Annotated in this window: 18 protein-coding genes and 1 pseudogene; 9 read left to right on the top strand and 10 right to left on the bottom strand. The window is 53.2% G+C overall.

The window, feature by feature from the left end; translation table 11 throughout:
• The 3 genes and pseudogenes from OSC10802_RS51660 to OSC10802_RS51655 form a co-directional block, all read right to left on the bottom strand.
• Nucleotides 1–691: pseudogene (locus tag OSC10802_RS51660) on the bottom strand (hypothetical protein); the annotation flags it as partial.
• A gap of 106 nt (nt 692–797) precedes the next feature.
• Nucleotides 798–926 (bottom strand): hypothetical protein, encoded by a 129-nt coding sequence (locus OSC10802_RS55965; RefSeq protein ID WP_255349209.1) that lies wholly within the window; start codon nt 924–926, stop codon nt 798–800.
• Between the two features lie 45 nt (nt 927–971).
• Nucleotides 972–1,241: a hypothetical protein gene (locus OSC10802_RS51655; RefSeq protein WP_155968927.1), complete on the bottom strand. Its 270-nt coding sequence runs from the start codon at nt 1,239–1,241 to the stop codon at nt 972–974.
• A gap of 37 nt (nt 1,242–1,278) precedes the next feature.
• Here OSC10802_RS51655 and OSC10802_RS0131045 point away from each other — a divergent pair, with 37 nt between their 5' ends.
• The 4 genes from OSC10802_RS0131045 to OSC10802_RS51645 all read left to right on the top strand — a co-directional run bounded on the left by OSC10802_RS0131045 (nt 1,279) and on the right by OSC10802_RS51645 (nt 6,979).
• Nucleotides 1,279–5,250, top strand: a complete 3,972-nt coding sequence (locus OSC10802_RS0131045; RefSeq protein WP_155968925.1) for a S8 family serine peptidase — start codon at nt 1,279–1,281, stop codon at nt 5,248–5,250.
• A gap of 442 nt (nt 5,251–5,692) precedes the next feature.
• Nucleotides 5,693–6,571, top strand: coding sequence for a DALR anticodon-binding domain-containing protein (locus OSC10802_RS42700; protein ID WP_017720664.1), 879 nt, complete (start codon nt 5,693–5,695; stop codon nt 6,569–6,571).
• Between the two features lie 112 nt (nt 6,572–6,683).
• On the top strand, nt 6,684–6,827 hold the full coding sequence (locus tag OSC10802_RS51650; RefSeq protein ID WP_155968923.1) for a hypothetical protein: 144 nt from the start codon (nt 6,684–6,686) through the stop codon (nt 6,825–6,827).
• Nucleotides 6,824–6,979, top strand: coding sequence for a hypothetical protein (locus OSC10802_RS51645; RefSeq protein WP_155968921.1), 156 nt, complete (start codon nt 6,824–6,826; stop codon nt 6,977–6,979). The genes OSC10802_RS51650 and OSC10802_RS51645 overlap by 4 nt, the downstream gene beginning before the upstream one ends.
• Before the next feature lie 353 nt (nt 6,980–7,332).
• Here the strand turns inward: OSC10802_RS51645 and OSC10802_RS55960 are convergent, their stop codons facing one another.
• On the bottom strand, nt 7,333–7,461 hold the full coding sequence (locus tag OSC10802_RS55960) for a hypothetical protein (protein WP_017720661.1): 129 nt from the start codon (nt 7,459–7,461) through the stop codon (nt 7,333–7,335).
• A 55-nt stretch (nt 7,462–7,516) separates the two neighbouring features.
• On the opposite strand from OSC10802_RS55960, the gene OSC10802_RS0131020 reads away from it, so the two are divergent.
• Together OSC10802_RS0131020 and OSC10802_RS0131015 are read left to right on the top strand one after the other, a co-directional pair.
• The gene (locus OSC10802_RS0131020) at nt 7,517–7,837 is read left to right on the top strand and encodes a nucleotidyltransferase domain-containing protein (protein WP_017720660.1); all 321 of its coding nucleotides are present in this window, start codon (nt 7,517–7,519) and stop codon (nt 7,835–7,837) included.
• On the top strand, nt 7,834–8,229 hold the full coding sequence (locus tag OSC10802_RS0131015) for a HEPN domain-containing protein (RefSeq protein ID WP_017720659.1): 396 nt from the start codon (nt 7,834–7,836) through the stop codon (nt 8,227–8,229). The genes OSC10802_RS0131020 and OSC10802_RS0131015 overlap by 4 nt, the downstream gene beginning before the upstream one ends.
• 510 nt (nt 8,230–8,739) lie before the next feature.
• Here the strand turns inward: OSC10802_RS0131015 and OSC10802_RS0131005 are convergent.
• Together OSC10802_RS0131005 and OSC10802_RS0131000 are read right to left on the bottom strand one after the other, a co-directional pair.
• Nucleotides 8,740–9,276: a pentapeptide repeat-containing protein gene (locus tag OSC10802_RS0131005; protein ID WP_017720657.1), complete on the bottom strand. Its 537-nt coding sequence runs from the start codon at nt 9,274–9,276 to the stop codon at nt 8,740–8,742.
• A 142-nt stretch (nt 9,277–9,418) separates the two neighbouring features.
• The gene (locus OSC10802_RS0131000; protein ID WP_017720656.1) at nt 9,419–9,673 is read right to left on the bottom strand and encodes a hypothetical protein; all 255 of its coding nucleotides are present in this window, start codon (nt 9,671–9,673) and stop codon (nt 9,419–9,421) included.
• 2 nt (nt 9,674–9,675) lie between these two features.
• Between OSC10802_RS0131000 and OSC10802_RS0130995 the strand changes: the two genes are divergently transcribed.
• The gene (locus OSC10802_RS0130995) at nt 9,676–11,199 is read left to right on the top strand and encodes a SagB/ThcOx family dehydrogenase (RefSeq protein ID WP_017720655.1); all 1,524 of its coding nucleotides are present in this window, start codon (nt 9,676–9,678) and stop codon (nt 11,197–11,199) included.
• Nucleotides 11,200–11,378: 179 nt separating this feature from the next.
• Here OSC10802_RS0130995 and OSC10802_RS0130990 read toward each other — a convergent pair whose 3' ends face one another.
• Together OSC10802_RS0130990 and OSC10802_RS53470 are read right to left on the bottom strand one after the other, a co-directional pair.
• The gene (locus OSC10802_RS0130990; RefSeq protein WP_082218465.1) at nt 11,379–11,639 is read right to left on the bottom strand and encodes a PhoD-like phosphatase N-terminal domain-containing protein; all 261 of its coding nucleotides are present in this window, start codon (nt 11,637–11,639) and stop codon (nt 11,379–11,381) included.
• The gene (locus tag OSC10802_RS53470) at nt 11,546–11,812 is read right to left on the bottom strand and encodes a hypothetical protein (protein WP_232731886.1); all 267 of its coding nucleotides are present in this window, start codon (nt 11,810–11,812) and stop codon (nt 11,546–11,548) included. The genes OSC10802_RS0130990 and OSC10802_RS53470 overlap by 94 nt, the downstream gene beginning before the upstream one ends.
• Nucleotides 11,813–12,248: 436 nt before the next feature.
• Here OSC10802_RS53470 and OSC10802_RS51640 point away from each other — a divergent pair, with 436 nt between their 5' ends.
• Both OSC10802_RS51640 and OSC10802_RS42695 read left to right on the top strand, forming a co-directional pair.
• Nucleotides 12,249–12,437: a hypothetical protein gene (locus OSC10802_RS51640; RefSeq protein WP_155968919.1), complete on the top strand. Its 189-nt coding sequence runs from the start codon at nt 12,249–12,251 to the stop codon at nt 12,435–12,437.
• A gap of 54 nt (nt 12,438–12,491) precedes the next feature.
• A complete protein-coding gene (locus OSC10802_RS42695) occupies nt 12,492–14,309 on the top strand; it encodes a serine/threonine-protein kinase (protein WP_017720651.1) in 1,818 nt (605 codons plus the stop codon).
• Between the two features lie 266 nt (nt 14,310–14,575).
• Here OSC10802_RS42695 and mnmE read toward each other — a convergent pair whose 3' ends face one another.
• Together mnmE and OSC10802_RS56220 are read right to left on the bottom strand one after the other, a co-directional pair.
• The gene (gene mnmE, locus OSC10802_RS0130970; RefSeq protein WP_017720650.1) at nt 14,576–15,970 is read right to left on the bottom strand and encodes a tRNA uridine-5-carboxymethylaminomethyl(34) synthesis GTPase MnmE; all 1,395 of its coding nucleotides are present in this window, start codon (nt 15,968–15,970) and stop codon (nt 14,576–14,578) included.
• A gap of 369 nt (nt 15,971–16,339) precedes the next feature.
• Nucleotides 16,340–18,610, bottom strand: coding sequence for a calcium-binding protein (locus OSC10802_RS56220; RefSeq protein WP_017720648.1), 2,271 nt, complete (start codon nt 18,608–18,610; stop codon nt 16,340–16,342).
• Between the last annotated feature and the right edge of the window lie 64 nt (nt 18,611–18,674).

The following is an 18,674-nucleotide window of genomic DNA, read 5'->3' as shown; positions in this document are numbered from 1 at the left end:
ATTCCGATAATTCCCACAGACGAGCCGGTTGAGTCACCCGCTGTCGCGGAGATTCCGACAGTCGAGCCGGTTGAGCCACCGGCAATAGGGGAAATTCCGACAAGCTCGGCGGTTGAGCCACCGGCGGTAGGGGAGATTCCGACAATTGAGACAAGCGAGCCGGTTTCACCACCGGCTTTAGGGGAAATTCCGACAAGCTCGGCGGTTGAGCCACCGGCAATAGGGGAAATTCCGACAAGCTTGCCGGTTGAGCCACCGGCAATAGGGGAAATTCCGATAATTCCCACAACCTCGGCGGTTGAGCCACCGGCTTTAGGGGAAATTCCGACAATTCCCACAATTGAGACAATTCCCACAAGCTCGCCTGTTGCGCCACCGGCAATAGGGGAAATTCCGACAATTCCGACAAGCTTGTCGGTTGAGCCACCGGCGACGAGCACCACTCCGATAACCTCGGCGATTGAGCCACCCGTGGTAGCGGAAATTCCGACAATTCCGACAAACGAGCCGGTTGCGCCAATCGCGCCGGTTGAGCCACCGGCAATAGGGGAAATTCCGATAATTCCCACAGGCTCCCCGGTTGCGCCACCGGCTGCAGCGGAAATTCCGACAATTGAGACAAGCTCTCCGGTTGCGCCAATCGCGCCGGTTGAGCCACCGGCAATAGGAGAAATTCCGATAATTCCGACAATTAAAACAATTCAGACAATTCAGACAATTCCGACAAGCTTGCCGGTTGAGCCACCGGCAATAGGGGAAATTCCGATAATTCCGACAATTAAAACAATTCAGACAATTCAGACAATTCTGACAAGCTTGCCGGTTGAGCCACCGGCTGCAGCGGAAATTCCGACAATTGAGACAAGCTCCCCGGTTGCGCCAATCGCGCCGGTTGAGCCACCGGCAATAGGGGAAATTCCGATCATTCAGACAATTCAGACAATTCAGACAATTCAGACAATTCAGACAATTCAGACAACCTCGGCGATTGAGCCACCGGCAATAAGCACCACTCCGACAACCTCGCCGGTTGAGCCACCGGCAATAAGCAGCACTCCGACAACCTCGGCGATTGAGCCACCGGCAATAAGCACCACTCCGACAACAAACCCGGTTAAGCCACCGGCTGTCAGTAGCACTCCGACAAGCTCGCCTGTTGCGCCACCGGCGACAAGCGCAGAAATTCCGACAGCTGACAACCCAGTCGCACCGGCAATTGTTACCGCTGTCTCAACCGCCACTCAGCCAATTCAGCCGGCACCTGTCACGCCACAAGTCTTGACAAATTCTCTAATTTATGTTAATGAAGCGCAACTTACAAATAAGCCGGTTGCGCCGGCGGACACTATGGCCCAAGTGGCGGTTGGCCAGCCCGTTGCGCCAAATAGCGGTACTGCTGATGTACTGACGGGTCAGGCAGTTGCGCCGTCAAATGGCACTTTACCTGCAGGGCAGACAGTTGCGCCGGCAGATGTATTGACAAATAAGCCGGTTTATGGTAATGCAGGCGGATTGACAAATGGGCCGGTTGTGCCGGCTGCTCCAGCTGCAAATGTCCCTACAGTCGGGCTGCCGGTGCAGGACGTTGTTAGTACAAATGCAGTAACTGTTAATAAGCCGGCTGTTTCAGCTGCGGCGATTGCAGACATTATTACCGGCAGCAGTCAAGGGATTGCTGCTAGCGCGAGTGGGGCAGCGCCGGCATCTGCTCCCAAAAAGACGAGTGTCGCTGCGCCTGTCAAGCAGCCGGTGTTCGACTTTCCGAAACAGAATCAGCCGTTAGTGGGTGTGATTGACACCGGTTTTGCTGCGAATAATCCCGATATTGACTATTCGCGGATTACTTTGGGGCAAGATAGGGTGGATGGGGATGCGAATCCGTTGGTGAGTGCCGGTGAAAGCAACAAGCCGGTAAGCCCCGCGTTAGAGATTATTGGGGCCACTCAGAACAATGGCAAGGGCATTGATGGTATTAATGATGATGCGCCTCTGTTCGCAGCGCGTGCCAGTGGTTCTTCTGAGCAATGGGCGCAGTCGCTGATTGAATTTGTGGATGCGGCTAAGGCAGACGCACAACCTAACGCAATTGTCAATATCAATTTGAATTTGACAGAAGTTAAAAAAGATGGGACGATTCTGCCGCGCGAGCTGAAACCGGCTGAGCGAGCGGCAATCGCCTACGCGCAGAAACACAATGTCTTGGTTGTAGTTCCTGCTGGGGATAATCCAGGAAAAATGTCTGCCCTGGGTCAATTGTCCAAGGAATTTGACAATGTGATAGCTGTGGGGGCGGCGAAACGGGTTAACAACGCGGTGGCGCTGTCCAAAGCTTACGCGCCGGCGGATTATTCCGGCAGCGGGGAAGCCCTGGACATCTTAGCGGACGGCACTAGCGGCAACACATCTGGGACTTCTGTGGCAGCAGCCAAAGTAGCCGGTGCTGCTTCCCTAGTGTGGGCGGCAAATCCGAAGTTGAGCTATCGCCAAGTTATTGATATTCTGCAACGCACCGCAACTGATTTGAAGACTCCCAACTGGGACGAAGAAACTGGTGCTGGGTTGCTGAATATTACAGCGGCAGTGTATTTAGCCAAAGTCACCCCCGCAGTCGATGTTGATGTCCCTGTCAGGTGGGTGGACTTTGAGGATAAAAATCAGCCGCTCATTGGCATTATCGACACGGGTTTCAATGGCAAGAATCCAGATATTGACTACAGCCGGATTATTCTGGGACGTGACCTAGTGGATGGCGATAACAACCCCTTACTGGAAACGGGAGAGGGCAACGAACACGGCACCCATGTCTTAGGAATCATTGGCGCGACTCAAAGTAATGGCATTGGCATTGATGGCATGAATGACGATGCGCCGATTTGGCTTGGTCGTGCGGTTGGTTCGGGTAAGTGGGCGGAGTCTCTCCGGGAGTTTGTCGATGCAGCTAAAGCATCCGGTCAACCGAATGCAGTGGTGAACCTCAGTTTTGACTTAACCCAAATTAACCCCGATGGCAGTGTCACCACGCGCTACGAGTTGACACCGCAAGAACGGGAAGCCCTGGAATATGCCCGTCAAAATGGGGTGATGGTTGTAGTGGCAGCGGGGAATGATGGGGGAACCATGTCTGCCCTCGGTCAGGCTTCTCAGGAGTTTGACAATATTATTACAGTTGGCTCAATTGACTATAACGGTAATCGCGCTGAATACTCCAGCTTTGGGGATGGTTTAGATATAGTGGCGCGTGGAGGTACGTCCGATCAGCCTATTGTTTCAACTGTAGGTGAGGGGGCCGATCTTGATGGGTTCAGCAGCAATGACGAGATATCAGAAGATGAAATGTCTGCGATCGCCAACGCTACTTTTGAAGGAATCTTTGGCTCTTCGCTCGATACTGGAGCGTCCGAACCTGACGCAGTGCCACCAGAAGAGCTGAGTTCTGAAGATCGGCAAGTCTTGGAACAAGCGATTGCTGAACTCCAACAGCTATTGTCCGATGGCCTCGATCCAGATAAGGGCTTAATATCTCTGGAATTGCTAGATGGATATTTTAGTGCTGCTCTGGATGCAGTCAGTCAATTCTTAGATGCCTTTGGCGAAGATTTCACAGATTTGATTGTTAACGCTTTAGAAGCTTTAGAAAAAACGGTAGACGATTCAGATGTTTCAACTCTAACTGACGATTATTTTTCCATGTCCTTTGACTTTGGGGTTGGTGAAATGGCTGGCACTTCTGTAGCAGCAGCTAAAGTCACGGGCGCAGTTTCCCAAGTTTGGGCAGCCAATCCAGGTTTGAGCTACATCCAGGTCAAAGAAATTCTCAAAAAGACTGCTGTGGATCTCAACGCGCCTGGTTGGGATGAAGAAACAGGAGCGGGTTTGGTTAACATAGCGGCAGCAGTAGAACTAGCAAAACGCACTCAGCCACAAACCTATCAGCCTCAGCCTCTGCTATCTCCCTTGACTTGGAGCGGAGAAGGTGCAGTAACGCCATCAGAAAGACCTGTAGAAGTTACTCAGTATAACGGCAAGTTTTATCAGTGGGTTCCATATACTGTCCGTTCCGGCGATAATTTGTCGGCAATTGCTTCCCGAACTCTTGGGAACGGCGCTGGTTGGTCTTTAATCTTTGAACGCAATCGTAATGTTATCTCTAATCCCAACCTGATATATCCAGGTCAGCAGATTCTTGTGCCAACAGAAGACTTTGGATATTTGCAACAGCAAGAAGAGGAGCGCCGACGACAGGAGGAAGCACGACGCAAGCAAGAGCAACAGCAAGAAGAGGAGCGCCGGCGACAGGAGGAAGCACGACGCAAGCAAGAGCAAATACAAGCAATTATCAATCAAGTTACGAGAAAAGTAGGCGCATTAGGCAATCCACTCAGAAGCTATCTCAGTAATGGTGTGACTGTCTATCACTTTGGTAAAGGCATTCTGTACGTTCAGCCTGATGGCAGGTATTCTTTCTACCAGACATTGAAGAAAGGTACCCAACAATACAGAACTTTATATGGTCGAGTTCAGAACGTGTACAATGCGATGTACAATGCGAGCTCTAATTTATACAGACTAAGTAAGACAGATCGTATGCTGGTCAGTACCAAAGGGACAGCTAAAGTTGTTTATGAATTTGGCCGTTTTCTCAATAACAAACCTGGATTTGCCAATAAAGCTAACTGGGCCGGCAGGTTTTCTAATTTCGCCAATAAACAGCTAGTTCAAACCAAGGTTTGGTTGCAATTTAAGGCGAGGAGAGCAGTCCTCGAAACCAGAAAATTCTTGCTTGGTAATAAATTTGGAAGAGGGCTCGCAAGTGGGGCTAAGTTTGTAACGAAGTTTGTAAGGAACGTTACTAAAAAGTTTCCTTGGGTTCCAAAGGCTGCTAGAGTGGCTGGCAAGGCAATTAGGTTTTTGGGACCTCTGGCTCATGGCCTAAACTTAGCGTTAACGGTTGGAGATGTATTCACAGCTAAAACCGAACAAGAAAAACGCAGAGCGGTGCTTAAGGCAGGGGCAAGCGTTGTTGCAGGAGCAGTAGGTATGCTTGGTGGTCCTGGTATGGCGCTAACAGCAGCATCGATTACAAGTACGGTTTTTGATTTCGGTTATTGGGCTGCTGACAAGTTGGGTTATAAGGATAAGCTTGATAAGACTATAGAGACGGGCTTTAATAAAGTAACTGAAGCGGCAAAAAGCGTCGGTAATTTCTTCTCTGGCGTTGGCAATAAAATGAAATCATTGTTCGGCTGGTAGCTGAATTTCAAAACTATATTGTCCAGCGATTGCCCCTCTAATATGAAGGACAATCGCCTTTTTATTCTGGGGAGAGCCATCGCCTTTTTGTTCTGTTTATAAGGGAAGCACCTATTTGTTTCTTTTCACGATTCGCTCGCCTTTTTGGAATGGATAGAGCGATCAGATTTTCAAACTTTATTCCGAATAAGATCCCCCAATTATCCTCCCTCACTCCAAAACAACACAATGAACCCAAACCCAACAAACCTACCTCGATACTCTACCCACCCCCCCAGAACAACTCACCTCATCAGCCGACCTGCGCTGTACCCTTACCGACCCCCTCAAAACCCTACTCCAACAAACCAACCACACCCTCATAACCCCTTCCAAACCAACCCCCAACCCCGAAACCTTCCTCGATAGCCTCAAAACCCATCCCAAAATCTACCAAGCCTCGATGTCGCGCCAGTTCGCCGCCGACTTACCCCCTGACATCGAACAAACCACCCTCAAAGACGAACCCAAAGACTGGTACATCAAAACCGGCGACTTTGGCGACGACTGCGACAGAATTCTGCAACACCGCGACGGCGAATTCACCCAACTCCTAGAAGACATCACCCGCTATCACCAAATATTCCAACAAGGCTATGACAAAATCATCCTCTTTCGTCCGCCCATATACACCGGCTATGACATCCAACTCACAGCCGCCATGCAATGCTTAGGCTACACCAAAGAGCACTTTCAATTTATCATCGTTCAGCCTATCAAACTCTACGCCTTTCACCAACCCACCCAGAAAATCCATCCCTTACCCGACATCCCCACCGATGAACTCATCAAAGCGATCGGTATGGATGCTCTGCGCTGGCACAGTTTCCGCGTTCCTTTAACCGGCGTTGCTCCTATCAATATTAGCACGGCGGGACAGCCTACTTTTGAGGATACCTTGTATCGCGTTCAATCTGCCCATGCCCGTTGCTGTACCCTGCTGCAAGAAGCGCACTGGCAAGGTATTATAAAGCTAGACACGCGACACTGGCAAATCGCACCGGCACCCCAACCCCTAAACGAATGTGTCTGGAATTCTGCCGATGCTTCTAAACTTGCCAACCTCCTGCAATTAACTCCTAAAATCCTGCAAGAAAGTGCGGCAGAAATTGCCCCACATTTAATTTGCCAGCACTTAGAGGCGATCGCTCAAACGTGCGCTCGCTCTTTTGCGGACAATATACCCAACCGGCAAGATTGCGCCCTCCTCTTAGCCGCCAAGCAAACGATTTTTGACCTGCTGGAGAATATTCTGGAAATTGCCGCACCAGAATCGCTCTAGAAAGGACGATCGCCGTTGGGGTTTTGGGGCGGCGGGATGGCGGGGAATCTCCGTGCCGGTGGCGGGGTTAGAGGGAAGGGCGGCGCGAGATGCCGGTGGGTGTGAGTGAGGGGTGAGTTCGCCCTCTGAAGTAGATTATTACTTCTCTGCGGTTCATATACTTAATCCGATGACCGGCTATTTCAATGAGCCGGCACCGGCATTGCGGTTTTACTGCAACACCGGCACCCCACAAAACCCCCGCCGGCGGGTGTGAGTCAGGGGTGCGCTCGCCTCGCCTCCCTGGCGCTCCCCCTTTCCCAGATACCGAGCGAGCGCCGGCACTCGCCGGCAAGCGGCTCAAAAAACTCCCCGATTACTTCCTACCCAACCGGCATCACAAAGTCTTTGGTAGACTTCAAGCTATGATAAAGGAGAAAGTCTAGTAATATGAAGTAAGCCCCATGACTGATGAAGAACTCAAGCTACTGGTTGAAAGTAATGCCAGAACCGCCCAAGCGATCTTAGACGCGATGACTGAAGCTCGACAAGAGCGCCAATAACTCCGAGAGGGGATGATGCAACTTCAAAATGCTGTCGTTCGTTTAACGAATGTTCAAGAAGGCATTGCTAACCTACTCGTTTCTTTGGATGACGACCGCCCTACAATTCTTAGGAAGCTAAGCTCAATAGAGAACAAATTGGACAGACTCTTGGAACAAGAAGACACTTAATCCGAGCGCGGGTTATTTCAAGCCGCCGGTGCCGGCATTGCGGTTTTACTACAGCACCGGCACCCCACAAACCACCCTTGATGCCAGCGGGTGTGAGTCAGCGCTCGCCTCCCCTCGCCGGCACTCGCCGGCAATCGGCTCAAAAAACTCCCCGCTCGCTCCCCACCCAACCGGCATAAAAAGGTTATAATTAAGCTACTTCCATCAATCTACAGGCACCCCCTAAACTCTGATGAAAGAAACTCTCAAAACCATCTTAAGTCAAACCAGTCAAGGGATCAAAAAAATTTATGGCCCCCATCTTGACAAAATTATTCTCTATGGTTCTCAAGCCAGAGGTGATGCTGAACCAGACTCCGACATCGATATATTAATCGTCCTAAACCGAGATTTCAACCACGCAGAAGAGAGCAATCGCATTAGTCTTTTCATCGCCAACTTGTGCTTAAAATATAATATTTTGATAAGCTGCGCTTTGGCAAGCAGCCGACAATTTCACGAATATAACAACAGTTTCTTTCGCAATATCCGCCGGGAAGGAATCCCCCTATGACACCAGAACAGCAAAAACTGCTTGACAAAGCCAATCGCAGCCTGCAAGCAGCCAGAGAATTAAACAGCAATGGATTTCCAGATTTTGCCGCCTCCCGCGCCTACTACGCCATGTTTTACATCGCCACAGCATTTTTAGAAGCCGAGGGGCTTTCTTACTGCAAACACTCAGCGGTTATAGCAGCTTTTGGAACGCGATTTGCCCGCACGAAGCGCGTTCCGGTGGATTTGCACCGCTATCTCATCGATGCAGAAAGAACCCGTTTGAGAGCCGACTACAATACCGAACTAGATATCACAGAAGCAGAGGCAGATCAACTCATCTCTCGTGGAGAAGAAATGCTAAATTTTGCTTTAGCTAATATTGATTCACTGCCACCTCCTTCTCCATAAATTATATCATGTCCGGGAGCATCTTGTGTTTGGCCCTCCGTAGAGATAAGGGTTATCGCCGACCGCACATCTTGTATGAACTTTGTATGAATAATCGCATCTCTACCGAGACTCCGGGACATGATATTACATCCGCTTTTCCTCGGTTCGGGGATATTGTCATAGGCTAAATATAAATTTGTCATTTAGTCATATTTATGATGACCTAAGTTGCTAGTTAAAGAGGCAGAGCCTCCAAAGTGACGTTCCCAGGCAGTGCTTGGGAACGAGGGATCTGCGCGTTTTTGCGCAGATTTTGAGATAATCGCTATTCTATGAAAGCCCGCGCAGGCGGGCTTTGTTTGTATAGCCGCGATTTACAATCGCCTGTAAAATAGCAACATAGCCAAAAATATAACCCTTCATCAATTGGCGATCGGCATCATTCCATTCACCGGCAACCTCAATCGCCCGGCTATATTCCCTTCACCCAAACCCGCCCTAATTAATATCAATAAACCTCACACTCTCTCAACCCCCATCCCCCCGATACCCGTCCGGGCGAACCGTTCTGTCATCCAGATAAGCCTCCGAGAAATCCACCATCCTCGCCCGGTAACAGTTGCAGCCACCCATTTGCGCCTTCCCTAACTGAGCCCGCTCTAAATTAGCGCGGCTCAAATCCGCATCCCTCAAATCAGCCTCACACAAATCCGCATCATATAAATTCGCTCCCAGGAGATTCGCCCCCGACAAATCAGCCCCCCGCAAATTGGCGCGGCGCAAATTCGCTCTAGACAGATTCGCCCCCCGCAAGTTAGCGCCAGACAAGTCAGCGTGATAAAGCTTCGCGTCACTCAGTTCAGCCCGGCTCAGTTGAGCGCCGGCAAAATTAGCCTTGCTGAGATTAGCGTAAGGCAAATAGACTCCGGTCAGATTGCTCCCCTTGAGGTCAATTTCTCGCAAATCAGCTTCAAACAGATCCGCCTCCCTCAAATCAATCTCACCAAAGTCCCTTTTCCCACCAGCATACCCATCCAGTAACTCCTTCGCGCTTACCTTTTGCATATTGACTGTTCGCCAAAAGCAGCGACCCCCACCAGCCAGGCAGACTGGATGGGAAACTGCATGTTGCTCCTTCCCTTTTTTCTTCACCTCGCTTTACATTGTTAAGTAACGTTAAGAAAAACCTGGCAAGCTTAATCTTTTTTTAGGTTTTCGGGGGAGCGTCCCACCAAAGCCAAGGCGGAACATTTCTCCTCCCCACTCCCCCCGCCCCAGACCGCAAGGGGGTGAAGTCCCACCCCCCCGCCCCCACCGGCACGCCCCCGGCACCGGCACCCGAGCTGGAGACCGGAGGGACTTTCATGGCCCTAAAGCGTACAGCATCACCGGCAGCCCTGACAAGATTGCGGTCGGGAATGTCAAGATCGAGGCAAAGCAGAAGTGTCCTAAAATTACCCATCTATGCCAGAACTTCCAGTCTCCATCGCTCAGCACTATCACGAGCGCACCAAATATGACCCCCAGACCCTGGCGTCCAAAAGTCAGGGCTTGGACTGGGAAAAACAGCCCGTACCCTTCAAAGAGTACAAGATAGGCACATCCTTCGACCTCAAACCCTATCTCAAAACCGACGTCACTGACCCAGAGGCCAAGTGGTGGCGGCGGCTGTCCCGGTTGCTGTTTTGCAGCTACGGACTGACAGCCCGTGTGCCAACCATGACCGGCAGCCCCATGTACCTGAGAGCCGCACCCTCTGCCGGTGGCTTGTACCCAGCAGAAGTTTATATCATTTCTCGCGGCACACCCCAACTGCCTGCCGGGCTCTACAACTACCAGCCCCTCACCCACTCCCTGATCCATTTTTGGGACAGCCACGTTTGGTCAGCCCTGCAAGCCGCCTGTTTCTGGCACCCCGCCCTAGAGAGCACCTTCCTCGCCCTCGCCACCAGCGCCATCTTCTACCGCTCAGCTTGGCGCTACCAAGACCGAGCCTACCGGCGCATTTTCCTGGACACCGGCCACCTCCTGGGCAACATCGAACTCGCCAGCGCCTTCACCGACTATCGCCCCCACCTGATTGGCGGATTTAACGATGAAGCCCTCAAAGACCTGCTCTACCTCGACAGTGACAGAGAGGGTGCCATCACCGTCATTCCCCTAGCCGACCAGCTGGACTTCCAGCAAAACCTGCCCCTGTTCCGCACCGCCTTACCCTCCCCCACCCAAACCGAATATCCCAAAATCCCAGATGGGGAACTCCTCGCATACTTCCACAGCGCCACCGAACTCACCGCTGACCCCACCGGCACCGCCGGCTGGAAACTAGACCCAGACCCCAAAGAAGAGCAGGACAAATACAACTTCCCATTCTGCACAAAAGTCAGCACCGTCACCCCATCCATTTTCTGGGGAAAAGACCTGCAAGGGCTCGAAAGCACCATCCTCCGGCGTCGCTCCACCCGCGCTTACAGCGGCGCAGCCCTCACCCTGGAAGAACTCAAAGCCCTCCTCGACTTCACCTACCAGCCCCATCACTATATCGACCAGGGATTGGATAGCTCCCCAGACTATTTCGATCTAAACTTGATAGAGACATTCATCGCCGTCTGTGCAGTCACCGGCTTAGAAGAAGGCTGCTACTACTACGCCCCCAAAGCCCAAGAACTGCGGCAAATCCGGTTCAAAAACTTCCGGCGGGAGCTGCACTACCTCTGCTTGGGGCAAGAACTGGGTCGGGATGCCGCCGCCGTGCTGTTCCACACCGCAGACCTGAAAAAAGCCGTAGCCCAGTATGGCGATCGCGTCTACCGCTACCTGCACATGGATGCCGGTCATCTCGGACAGCGGCTTAACTTAGCCGCCATCCACCTCAGTTTGGGCGTCAGCGGCATCGGCGGCTTCTTTGACGACCAAGTGAATGAAGTCTTGGGCATCCCAGCTGATGAAGCGGTCCTGTACATCACCACCCTCGGACGCCCCCGGTAACTTGGAATTTTCAATTTTGAATTTGCCCTGAAGCCTGGGCGGGTTTATTCAGGATATCTGCTGGTGGCAAAGGATATCTGTGAGCCCGCCCCAACTGGAATTTTAAAATTTAAAATTCTTGTTCTTAACAGCTCAATAGATGCTGGTCAATAAACACAATGATCGCCGTAATTGTTGATTTATAAATAAAAAGTTACGTCACAAATAACCGGGAACCAATAAAATCTTTGCTGTAGGGCCCGCAGAGCCGAAAGATAAATCCGCGTGAAGTCGCTGTTCTCCAAGGCAGCCGGCCCGACAGCACGCTGCGCGTTGCGGAAAGATTCTGTGGTATAATACTCTACAATCATGCGTGCGGGACGGTCGCACCAGCTCCAAATCGCAGCGCTGGTGCCGGTGATGTCGCCGGTGGCCACACCGCAGGGGATTTGCGGGCGCATCCTGTCTGAAACGGCAGTAGCGGGAGCGCCGGCGCGCACTCACTGGGATTTTCCCAGAAATTGTCCCGCAAGAATCCCGCTGCCGGCAAGCGCTCTAATTTAGCAGCGAACCAGCGGCGGCTCACCGGCAGAGAAAATTTGCCATCCATAAATTTGAAAGTCGCGGGCTTCAAAGCTAAATTAAATATAGCAGCTCTAAAAGATTTGTGAAATCCTCTCTCTTTTCTTTTCTTGGCGCTAGGGCGTCTTGGCAGTAAAAAATAATTTCACATCAATTAGAGCGCTATGTATTAACTCTAACTTGGCGCGGTCAAGAGAGTTAGGAGAGCGGAAGAAGTCCTGTCGCGCCGGCTGGAACCGCGATGGGGGCTAGCGAAATCGCTACCTTGAGCGGGGGCTGGCAGCAACCCAACTTGAAAAATAGCAGAAAAAAATTGCATTTGACCTCCAAACGGCGGAAACTTTACACAAACTGTAGGGGAATGGCTCAGAGCGAATCCTTCGCCACAGCCCAATTTGTTTTGTTAAGGATTAATATCGGGCAAAATCAGAGAGGGATTGGTGATTGATAGCTTTATGCAGGCGTGATAATTTTTTAGGGATTGTGTGATGCTTGTCACCAGCACGGATAACAGCCAGCAGCAAGCGCCGGCGTCCCCCGAACAGACCGGCGACCTTCAGGGCGGCGCGCCGGGACAGGCTCCCGACGCCCCAGCACCGTGGGGGTGCCGTACCGTGAAGCTTCCCCAACCACAGGTTCCGCGCCTCGGACCCCCTCCGGAAAGCGCTGCGCCCTGACAGGAAGTGCGTATGTTATGTCATAATCAACCCAAAGAGCGTTGGGTTTGTGCTATGGTTGGTCAGTTTTTGCAGGAACGTTATGAAATTGTGCAAGTCTTGGGCAGCGGTTCATTTGGTCAGACCTATTTGGCAAAAGATATCAAGCGTAGCGGGAATTACCAGTGCGTGGTTAAGCAACTGCGCCCCGTAAATAACGCCCCTCAATTCCTCACAACAGCCCGCCGGCTCTTTAAACAAGAGGCAGAAACCCTAGAAAAATTGAGCCAGCACGACCGCATTCCCTCTCTCCTGGCGGCGCTAGAAGAAAATCAAGAATTCTACTTAGTTCAAGACTTCATTTCGGGGCGTCCCTTAACCCATGAGATTTTGCCCGGTCAGCCCTGGAGCGAGGATCGAGTTATCAGCCTCCTGACAGAAGTGTTAGAGATTTTGGTGTTCGTGCACCGGCATGGGGCGAACCACCAGAACATCAAGCCGGCAAATTTAATCCGACGCCAGACAGACGGCAAAATAGTCCTGATTGACTTTGGGGGAGTTAAACAGCTCGGCGCTCAAATGGCACAGGGGCAATTCCTCCGCGCAGTTATCGTTGGCACTCCGGGCTATATGCCACTAGAACAAGTGCATGGACAGCCGCGATTGAACAGTGACATCTACGCTTTAGGAATGATTGCAATCCAGGCGCTCACCGGCATGAGTGCGGAGGAGCTAGCAAGACTTCAAGGAGCTGACAGCCCCAACACCAGCCAGCTCCTCTGGCGGGAGCGAGTGCGGGTGAGCCCCGAGCTCGCAGAGGTTATTGACAAAATGGTGCTCCCGGGGTTCCTGCGGCGCTACCAATCGGCTTCTGAAGCCCTCGCTGACCTGAAAAAAATCCGCGCTAGCTTTAGGATGCCGGCGCTAACGCCAGAGACAGCGTCTTCTGTTTCTTCTGTAGGCTCAGCGCTCCAGTCAGCGATAAAGTCAGCCATAACTTCTTCTATCGACAAGATTCGCGAGCGCGTGACTTGGAGAGAAGGCCGGTTCATTTTGGCCGGTACAGCTGCTCTAATTGTAGTGGGCGGGCTGGTGGCGAACCTGCAGCCCAAGCTAAAGGCTAAAGAGTATTACAGCCAAGGGCTGGAAAAGTTTGACAGGGCAGATAAGCAAGGAGCGTTTGCGGATTTCACCGAGGCCATCGGGCTCAATCCCAAAGACCCTCAAACTTACTACGAGCGCGGTAGAGTCCGTTTCTTCCTCGAAGAATATCGGGGAGCAGTTGAGGACTGGAACAGAGCGATTGAGCTCAACCCCAACTACGCCGACGCCTACGTCCTGCGGTGCAGCGCTCAGCGCATTCTCGGCAAGTATTCAGAAGCCCTCGGGGATTGCACCGAGGCGGTGCGGCTCAATCCCAAGGATGCTGAAGCCTACCTCAACCGGGGAAATACCCTTTACAGCCTGGGAGACTTTAAGGCAGCGATTGAGGATTACAGCCGGGCGATTGGCATCAACCCCAACGATGCCAGATTCTACAGCAGCCTTGGCGCTGCCCGCAATGAACTCCGAGACTACAAGGGGGCAATTCAGGAGTACAATCAAGCGCTGCGGCGAAATCCCAAATATGCGGAAGCTTACAACGGTCGGGGTAATGTCCGCTCCAACCTGGGAGATAAGCAGGGCGCAATTGAAGATTACACCCAAGCGATTCGGCTCAGGCCCAAGTTTGCCAATGCCTACTTTAACCGGGGTCTGAGCCGCGCTGATTTGGGACAGGAATCCAAAGCGATTGAGGATTTTCAGCAAGCCGCAAAAATCTATTCTGAGCAAGGGCTGACCGCTGACTATAACCGGACGCAGTTGCAGCTCACCAAGCTTCAGCAGTATTAGCCAAAACCGATTTTGCGCATGGCGCATTGGGCATGGCGCATTGGGCATGGCGCATTGGGCATGGCGCATTGGGCATGGCGCATTGCGGCGGGAGTGGGGCGCGCCGCTCCTACGGAGCCGCAACGCTTACGCATTGGCCTTAGAGCGTATTTGTCAAGTAATTGTTAAGCCTGATCGGTGGCCTGAAACCGGGTTTCTTAAAGACCCCCGGTTTCTTGTTCCAAACTGAAAGCCATTTTTTATTATAAAACGCCCACTACTTCTAATTATTTCCCAATACAAAACCGGCTGAAAATTCGGTCGAGAACTGATTCAGTCACCTCCTCGCCGGTGACTTCTCCCAAGGCTTGAATCGCCAAGCGCAGGTCAATCGTCCAGAAATCGAGAGGCAGCTGATTCGCAATCGTAGCGCTCACTTGCTGTAGGGACGCTTTGGCGCGAGTCAGAGCGGCAGCTTGCCGCTGGTTAATCGCAAAATCTAAATTAGCGGCTTGCAGGTTGCCGGCGCTCACCGCTTCCAAGATAGCTTTTTCTAGCTCCTCAATCCCTCGGTTGTGGGCGGCGGCTGTCGCCACCACGCAGCCGATGCTGTCAGGGTACTGTACAGATGCCAGATTTTCCCCTGAAGCCAGGTCGATTTTGTTCACCACCAGAATCAGCTTTTGGTGGCGCACCTGTTCATAAATCTCCCCATCTTCCGGCGTCCAACCGGCACCTGCGTCAACCGTCAGCAGCACCAAGTCAGCGCCTAGCGCCACCCGCCGGGAGCGCTCCACCCCAATCTTCTCCACAACGTCCGCCGTCTCCCGAATGCCGGCAGTGTCCAGCACCTGCACCGGCACCCCCCCCACCGCCAGCTGCGACTCCACCACATCCCGCGTCGTCCCCGGAAGCTCCGTCACAATCGCCCGGTCGCACCGGCTCCAGGCGTTCAGCAAACTCGATTTCCCCACATTCGGACGCCCCACAATCGCCACCTTCAAGCCGGTGCGCAGCAATTCCCCCCGATCTGCTGTTGCCAACATTCCTGACACCTCTGCCAAAACCCGCTCGATTTGTGCTATAATATACCCCTCATCCAGCGGCGGCAAATCTTCCTCAAAATCAATCCGAGCCTCAATCTCGGCCAAGATATCCAAACAGGAGGCACGCAACCGGCGGATGGGAGCCGCCAGCTTCCCCTGCAGGCCGGCGAGCGCCGCAAGGGCTGCAGCCGGCGAGCGAGCGCCCACCAAATCGGAAATGCTTTCCGCCTGAGTCAAGTCCAGCCGGCCATTGAGAAACGCCCGCAGCGTAAACTCCCCCGCTTGCGCCAGTCGCGCCCCCCCCTCCAGACACAGCTGCAACACCTGCTGCACCGGCATAATGCCCCCGTGACAGTGGAACTCCACCACATCCTCGCGCGTGTAAGAGCGCGGAGCCTTCATCACCAGCAGCAAAACTTCATCCACCACCTGTTGGGTTTGCGGGTGGCGGATGCAGCCATAAAGGATGCGGTGACTTTCCCAGACTTGCCGCTTGCCGGCGGGGTGAAAAAGGGTTTTGGCAATCGAGAGCGCCTCCGGTCCCGACAGCCGCACAATACCGATGCTGCCCTGTTGCGGCGCGATTGCTGTTGCGATCGCCGCGATGGTTGTCCCTGGTGTAAATGTTTCGGACATCGTTGCCTCGGCTTCTACAAAATCTAATTTTCAGCAAGCACTGCCAAAAACCCCCCTATATAAAAATAGCGACAATCGCCGGCAGCCGGTGAAAAAACAGGGCTAATAGGGGTTTTCAGTTGGATGGAGTACATGCCAGAAACCCGGTTTCTTTAAGAAACCGGGTTTCTCAGTACCTCACCTCGGATGAAAACCGCGCTCAAGCTGTTACGCTTTTAATCTGCTTTTAATAAAAATGAAATGCAGCCTCCATAGCCGCTCTCCCAGACAGAGCCTGGGAGCGAGAAAATAGAGGTGGATAGAGCAAATTAAATGCGCAACCGCTAAGAAATTGTCCAGCCCGGGTGAAACGAGCGAAACGAGCGAGATTTACAGGGGGCTGATTACCGGCCCGCCAAGAGAGCCGGATCTCTCCTCAATGATGAAATCGGCAGCAGTGAGGGCGGGGGAGCCGGTGAGCGCCGCAATTTGACCCCCGTAACCAAAGCCTTCTGCAGAGCCATCCGTGTTGTAGAACAAGTTCCCGCTGCCGGTGCTGTAAACAATCGTCGCACCGCTCGTGGAAGCGCCGGCATCACTTTCGACAGTGGCAAACTCGCCCGCCACGCTAAAACCGGCACCGGGAGCGCTGGTGAGCGCGTAGAAATCCCACTTCGAGAGAAGAATTTTGTCAGCCTCCGCAGCGCTGAAATCGGCAATCACGTCCGCACCGTAGGATTTGAGGCGGAACGAATCGCTGCCGGCACCGCCGGTCAGGGTGTCAGTGCCATTATCCCCACCGTCGAGGGTATCATTGCCTTCCAAACCGCTGAGGGTGTTGCTGTTCGCATTCCCTGTAATCGAATTGTTGAGCGCGTTGCCGGTGCCTCTCACTCCGTCCCACAGGACTAAATTCTCCAGATTCGCCCCCAGGGTCCAGCTGCCGTTCGAGTATACCGTGTCTGTGCCGGCACCGGCATCCTCAATCAATTGGTCAAGCGTGCCGCTGGGGTTGTAAACATCATCGCCGGCACCTCCGATCAGGGTGTGATTCCCCCCATACCCGTCAAGGGTGTCATTGCCTTCGCCCCCGATCAGGCTGTCATTGCCGGATGAACCGCTGAGGTTGTCATTGCCTGCGCCCCCGTCGATGGTGTCATTCCCCGCACCCCCGTTCAGATAGTTGTCGGTGGCATTGCCGATTATAGTGTTATCCAGTTCGTTGCCGGTTCCGGAGATAGGGCCACCTCCGACGAGGATCAGGTTCTCGACGTTGGCTGCTAGGGACCAGATGCTGGTAGAAGACTGAACTGTGTCTGTACCGCTATTGTACTGCTCGGAGATTTGGTCGTAGGAGTAGGAGTAGGATGGGCCACCGCCGTTGGGATTGATGATGTAGAGGTCATCGCCCGCGCCCCCTGTGAGGGTGTCGCTGCCGGCACCTCCGTCTAAGGTGTCGCTGCCTGCGCCTCCGTCTAAGGTGTCGCTGCCTGCGCCTCCCATGAGGCTGTTGTTGCCAGCACTGCCGGTGATGGCGTTGTCCAGGGAGTTGCCGGTGCCGCTGGTGTTATCCGTGCCGGTGAGGGTGAGGTGTTCCAGGTTGTCGCCCAGGGTCCAACTGACGGAAGATTCCACCGTATCGATCCCCCCGCCACCGGCAGGTTGGGGCGGGAGGATGATGTCGCTAGCCGGTGTTGCGCCAGAACCGGCATCGTCCATCTCCACAACGGAGTCACCGGCACTATCGACGATGTAGAGGTCATCGCCCTCACCCCCCGTGAGTGTGTCATTGCCGGCACCGCCGTTGAGCGTGACATTGCCCGGCACGGAGTAGTAGTAATAGTCAAAGTCATTTTTGGAGAGGTAGTCATCGCCAGCGCCACCGTCGAGGCTGTCATTGCCGCCGCGACCGATGAGGGTGTCGCTGCCCTCTAGCCCCTCCAGGATGTTGTCGGTATTATTTCCCCGGATGGTGTTGTCGAGGGCGTTGCCGGTGCCTGAATAGGCTCCCGACCATCCAAGCTCCAGGTTCTCCAGATTGGCTCCCAGGGTGTAGCTGACTTCCGAGTAAACCGTGTCCGTGCCGGCACCGGCATCCTCGGTTACTGTGTCGAGGGTTGTGTCAACCGAGTAGTAGTCATCGCCTGCGCCCCCAGAGAGGCTGTCACTGCCCCCATTGCCGTAGAGGCTGTCATTGCCCTCGCCCCCGATCAGGCTGTCATTATCTTCTCCACCGTCGAGGTAGTCATTGCCGGCGTTCCCGTATAGGGTGTCATTGCCGGCACCCCCAGAAAGCCAGTTGTCGCCGGTATTGCCGGTGAGATTATTGTCTAGTTCGTTGCCAGAACCGCCGATCGGGTCGCTTCCTGTGAAGAGGAGAGTCTCCACGTTAGCCGGCAAGGAAAAGTTAACGGAAGACTCAATTGTATCCGCACCGCTGTCGAGCTGCTCGGTGACTGTATCGTTGGAGTAAGAGTAGTAGGAGTACGGATCTGAGCCGTCGGCACTGATAATGTAGAGGTCATCGCCCGCTCCCCCGTCTAGGGTGTCATTGCCTGCGCCCCCATCTAAGGTATCATTGCCTCCCAGGCCGGCTAGTGAGTCGTCCGACTTCTCGCCCACGAGGTAATTGTCGAATTCGTCTCCGATGAAAATTGCCATTAGAAACTTTCCTTTGATGCGAAATGTAGAGTTAGCTTGAGAAAAATGCGGGATTCCTGCTAAT

Origin of the sequence: Kamptonema formosum PCC 10802 (assembly GCF_000332335.1) — a bacterium.
Classification (GTDB): domain Bacteria; phylum Cyanobacteriota; class Cyanobacteriia; order Cyanobacteriales; family Oscillatoriaceae; genus Oscillatoria.
This window is presented reverse-complemented; position numbering and strand designations above follow the sequence as displayed.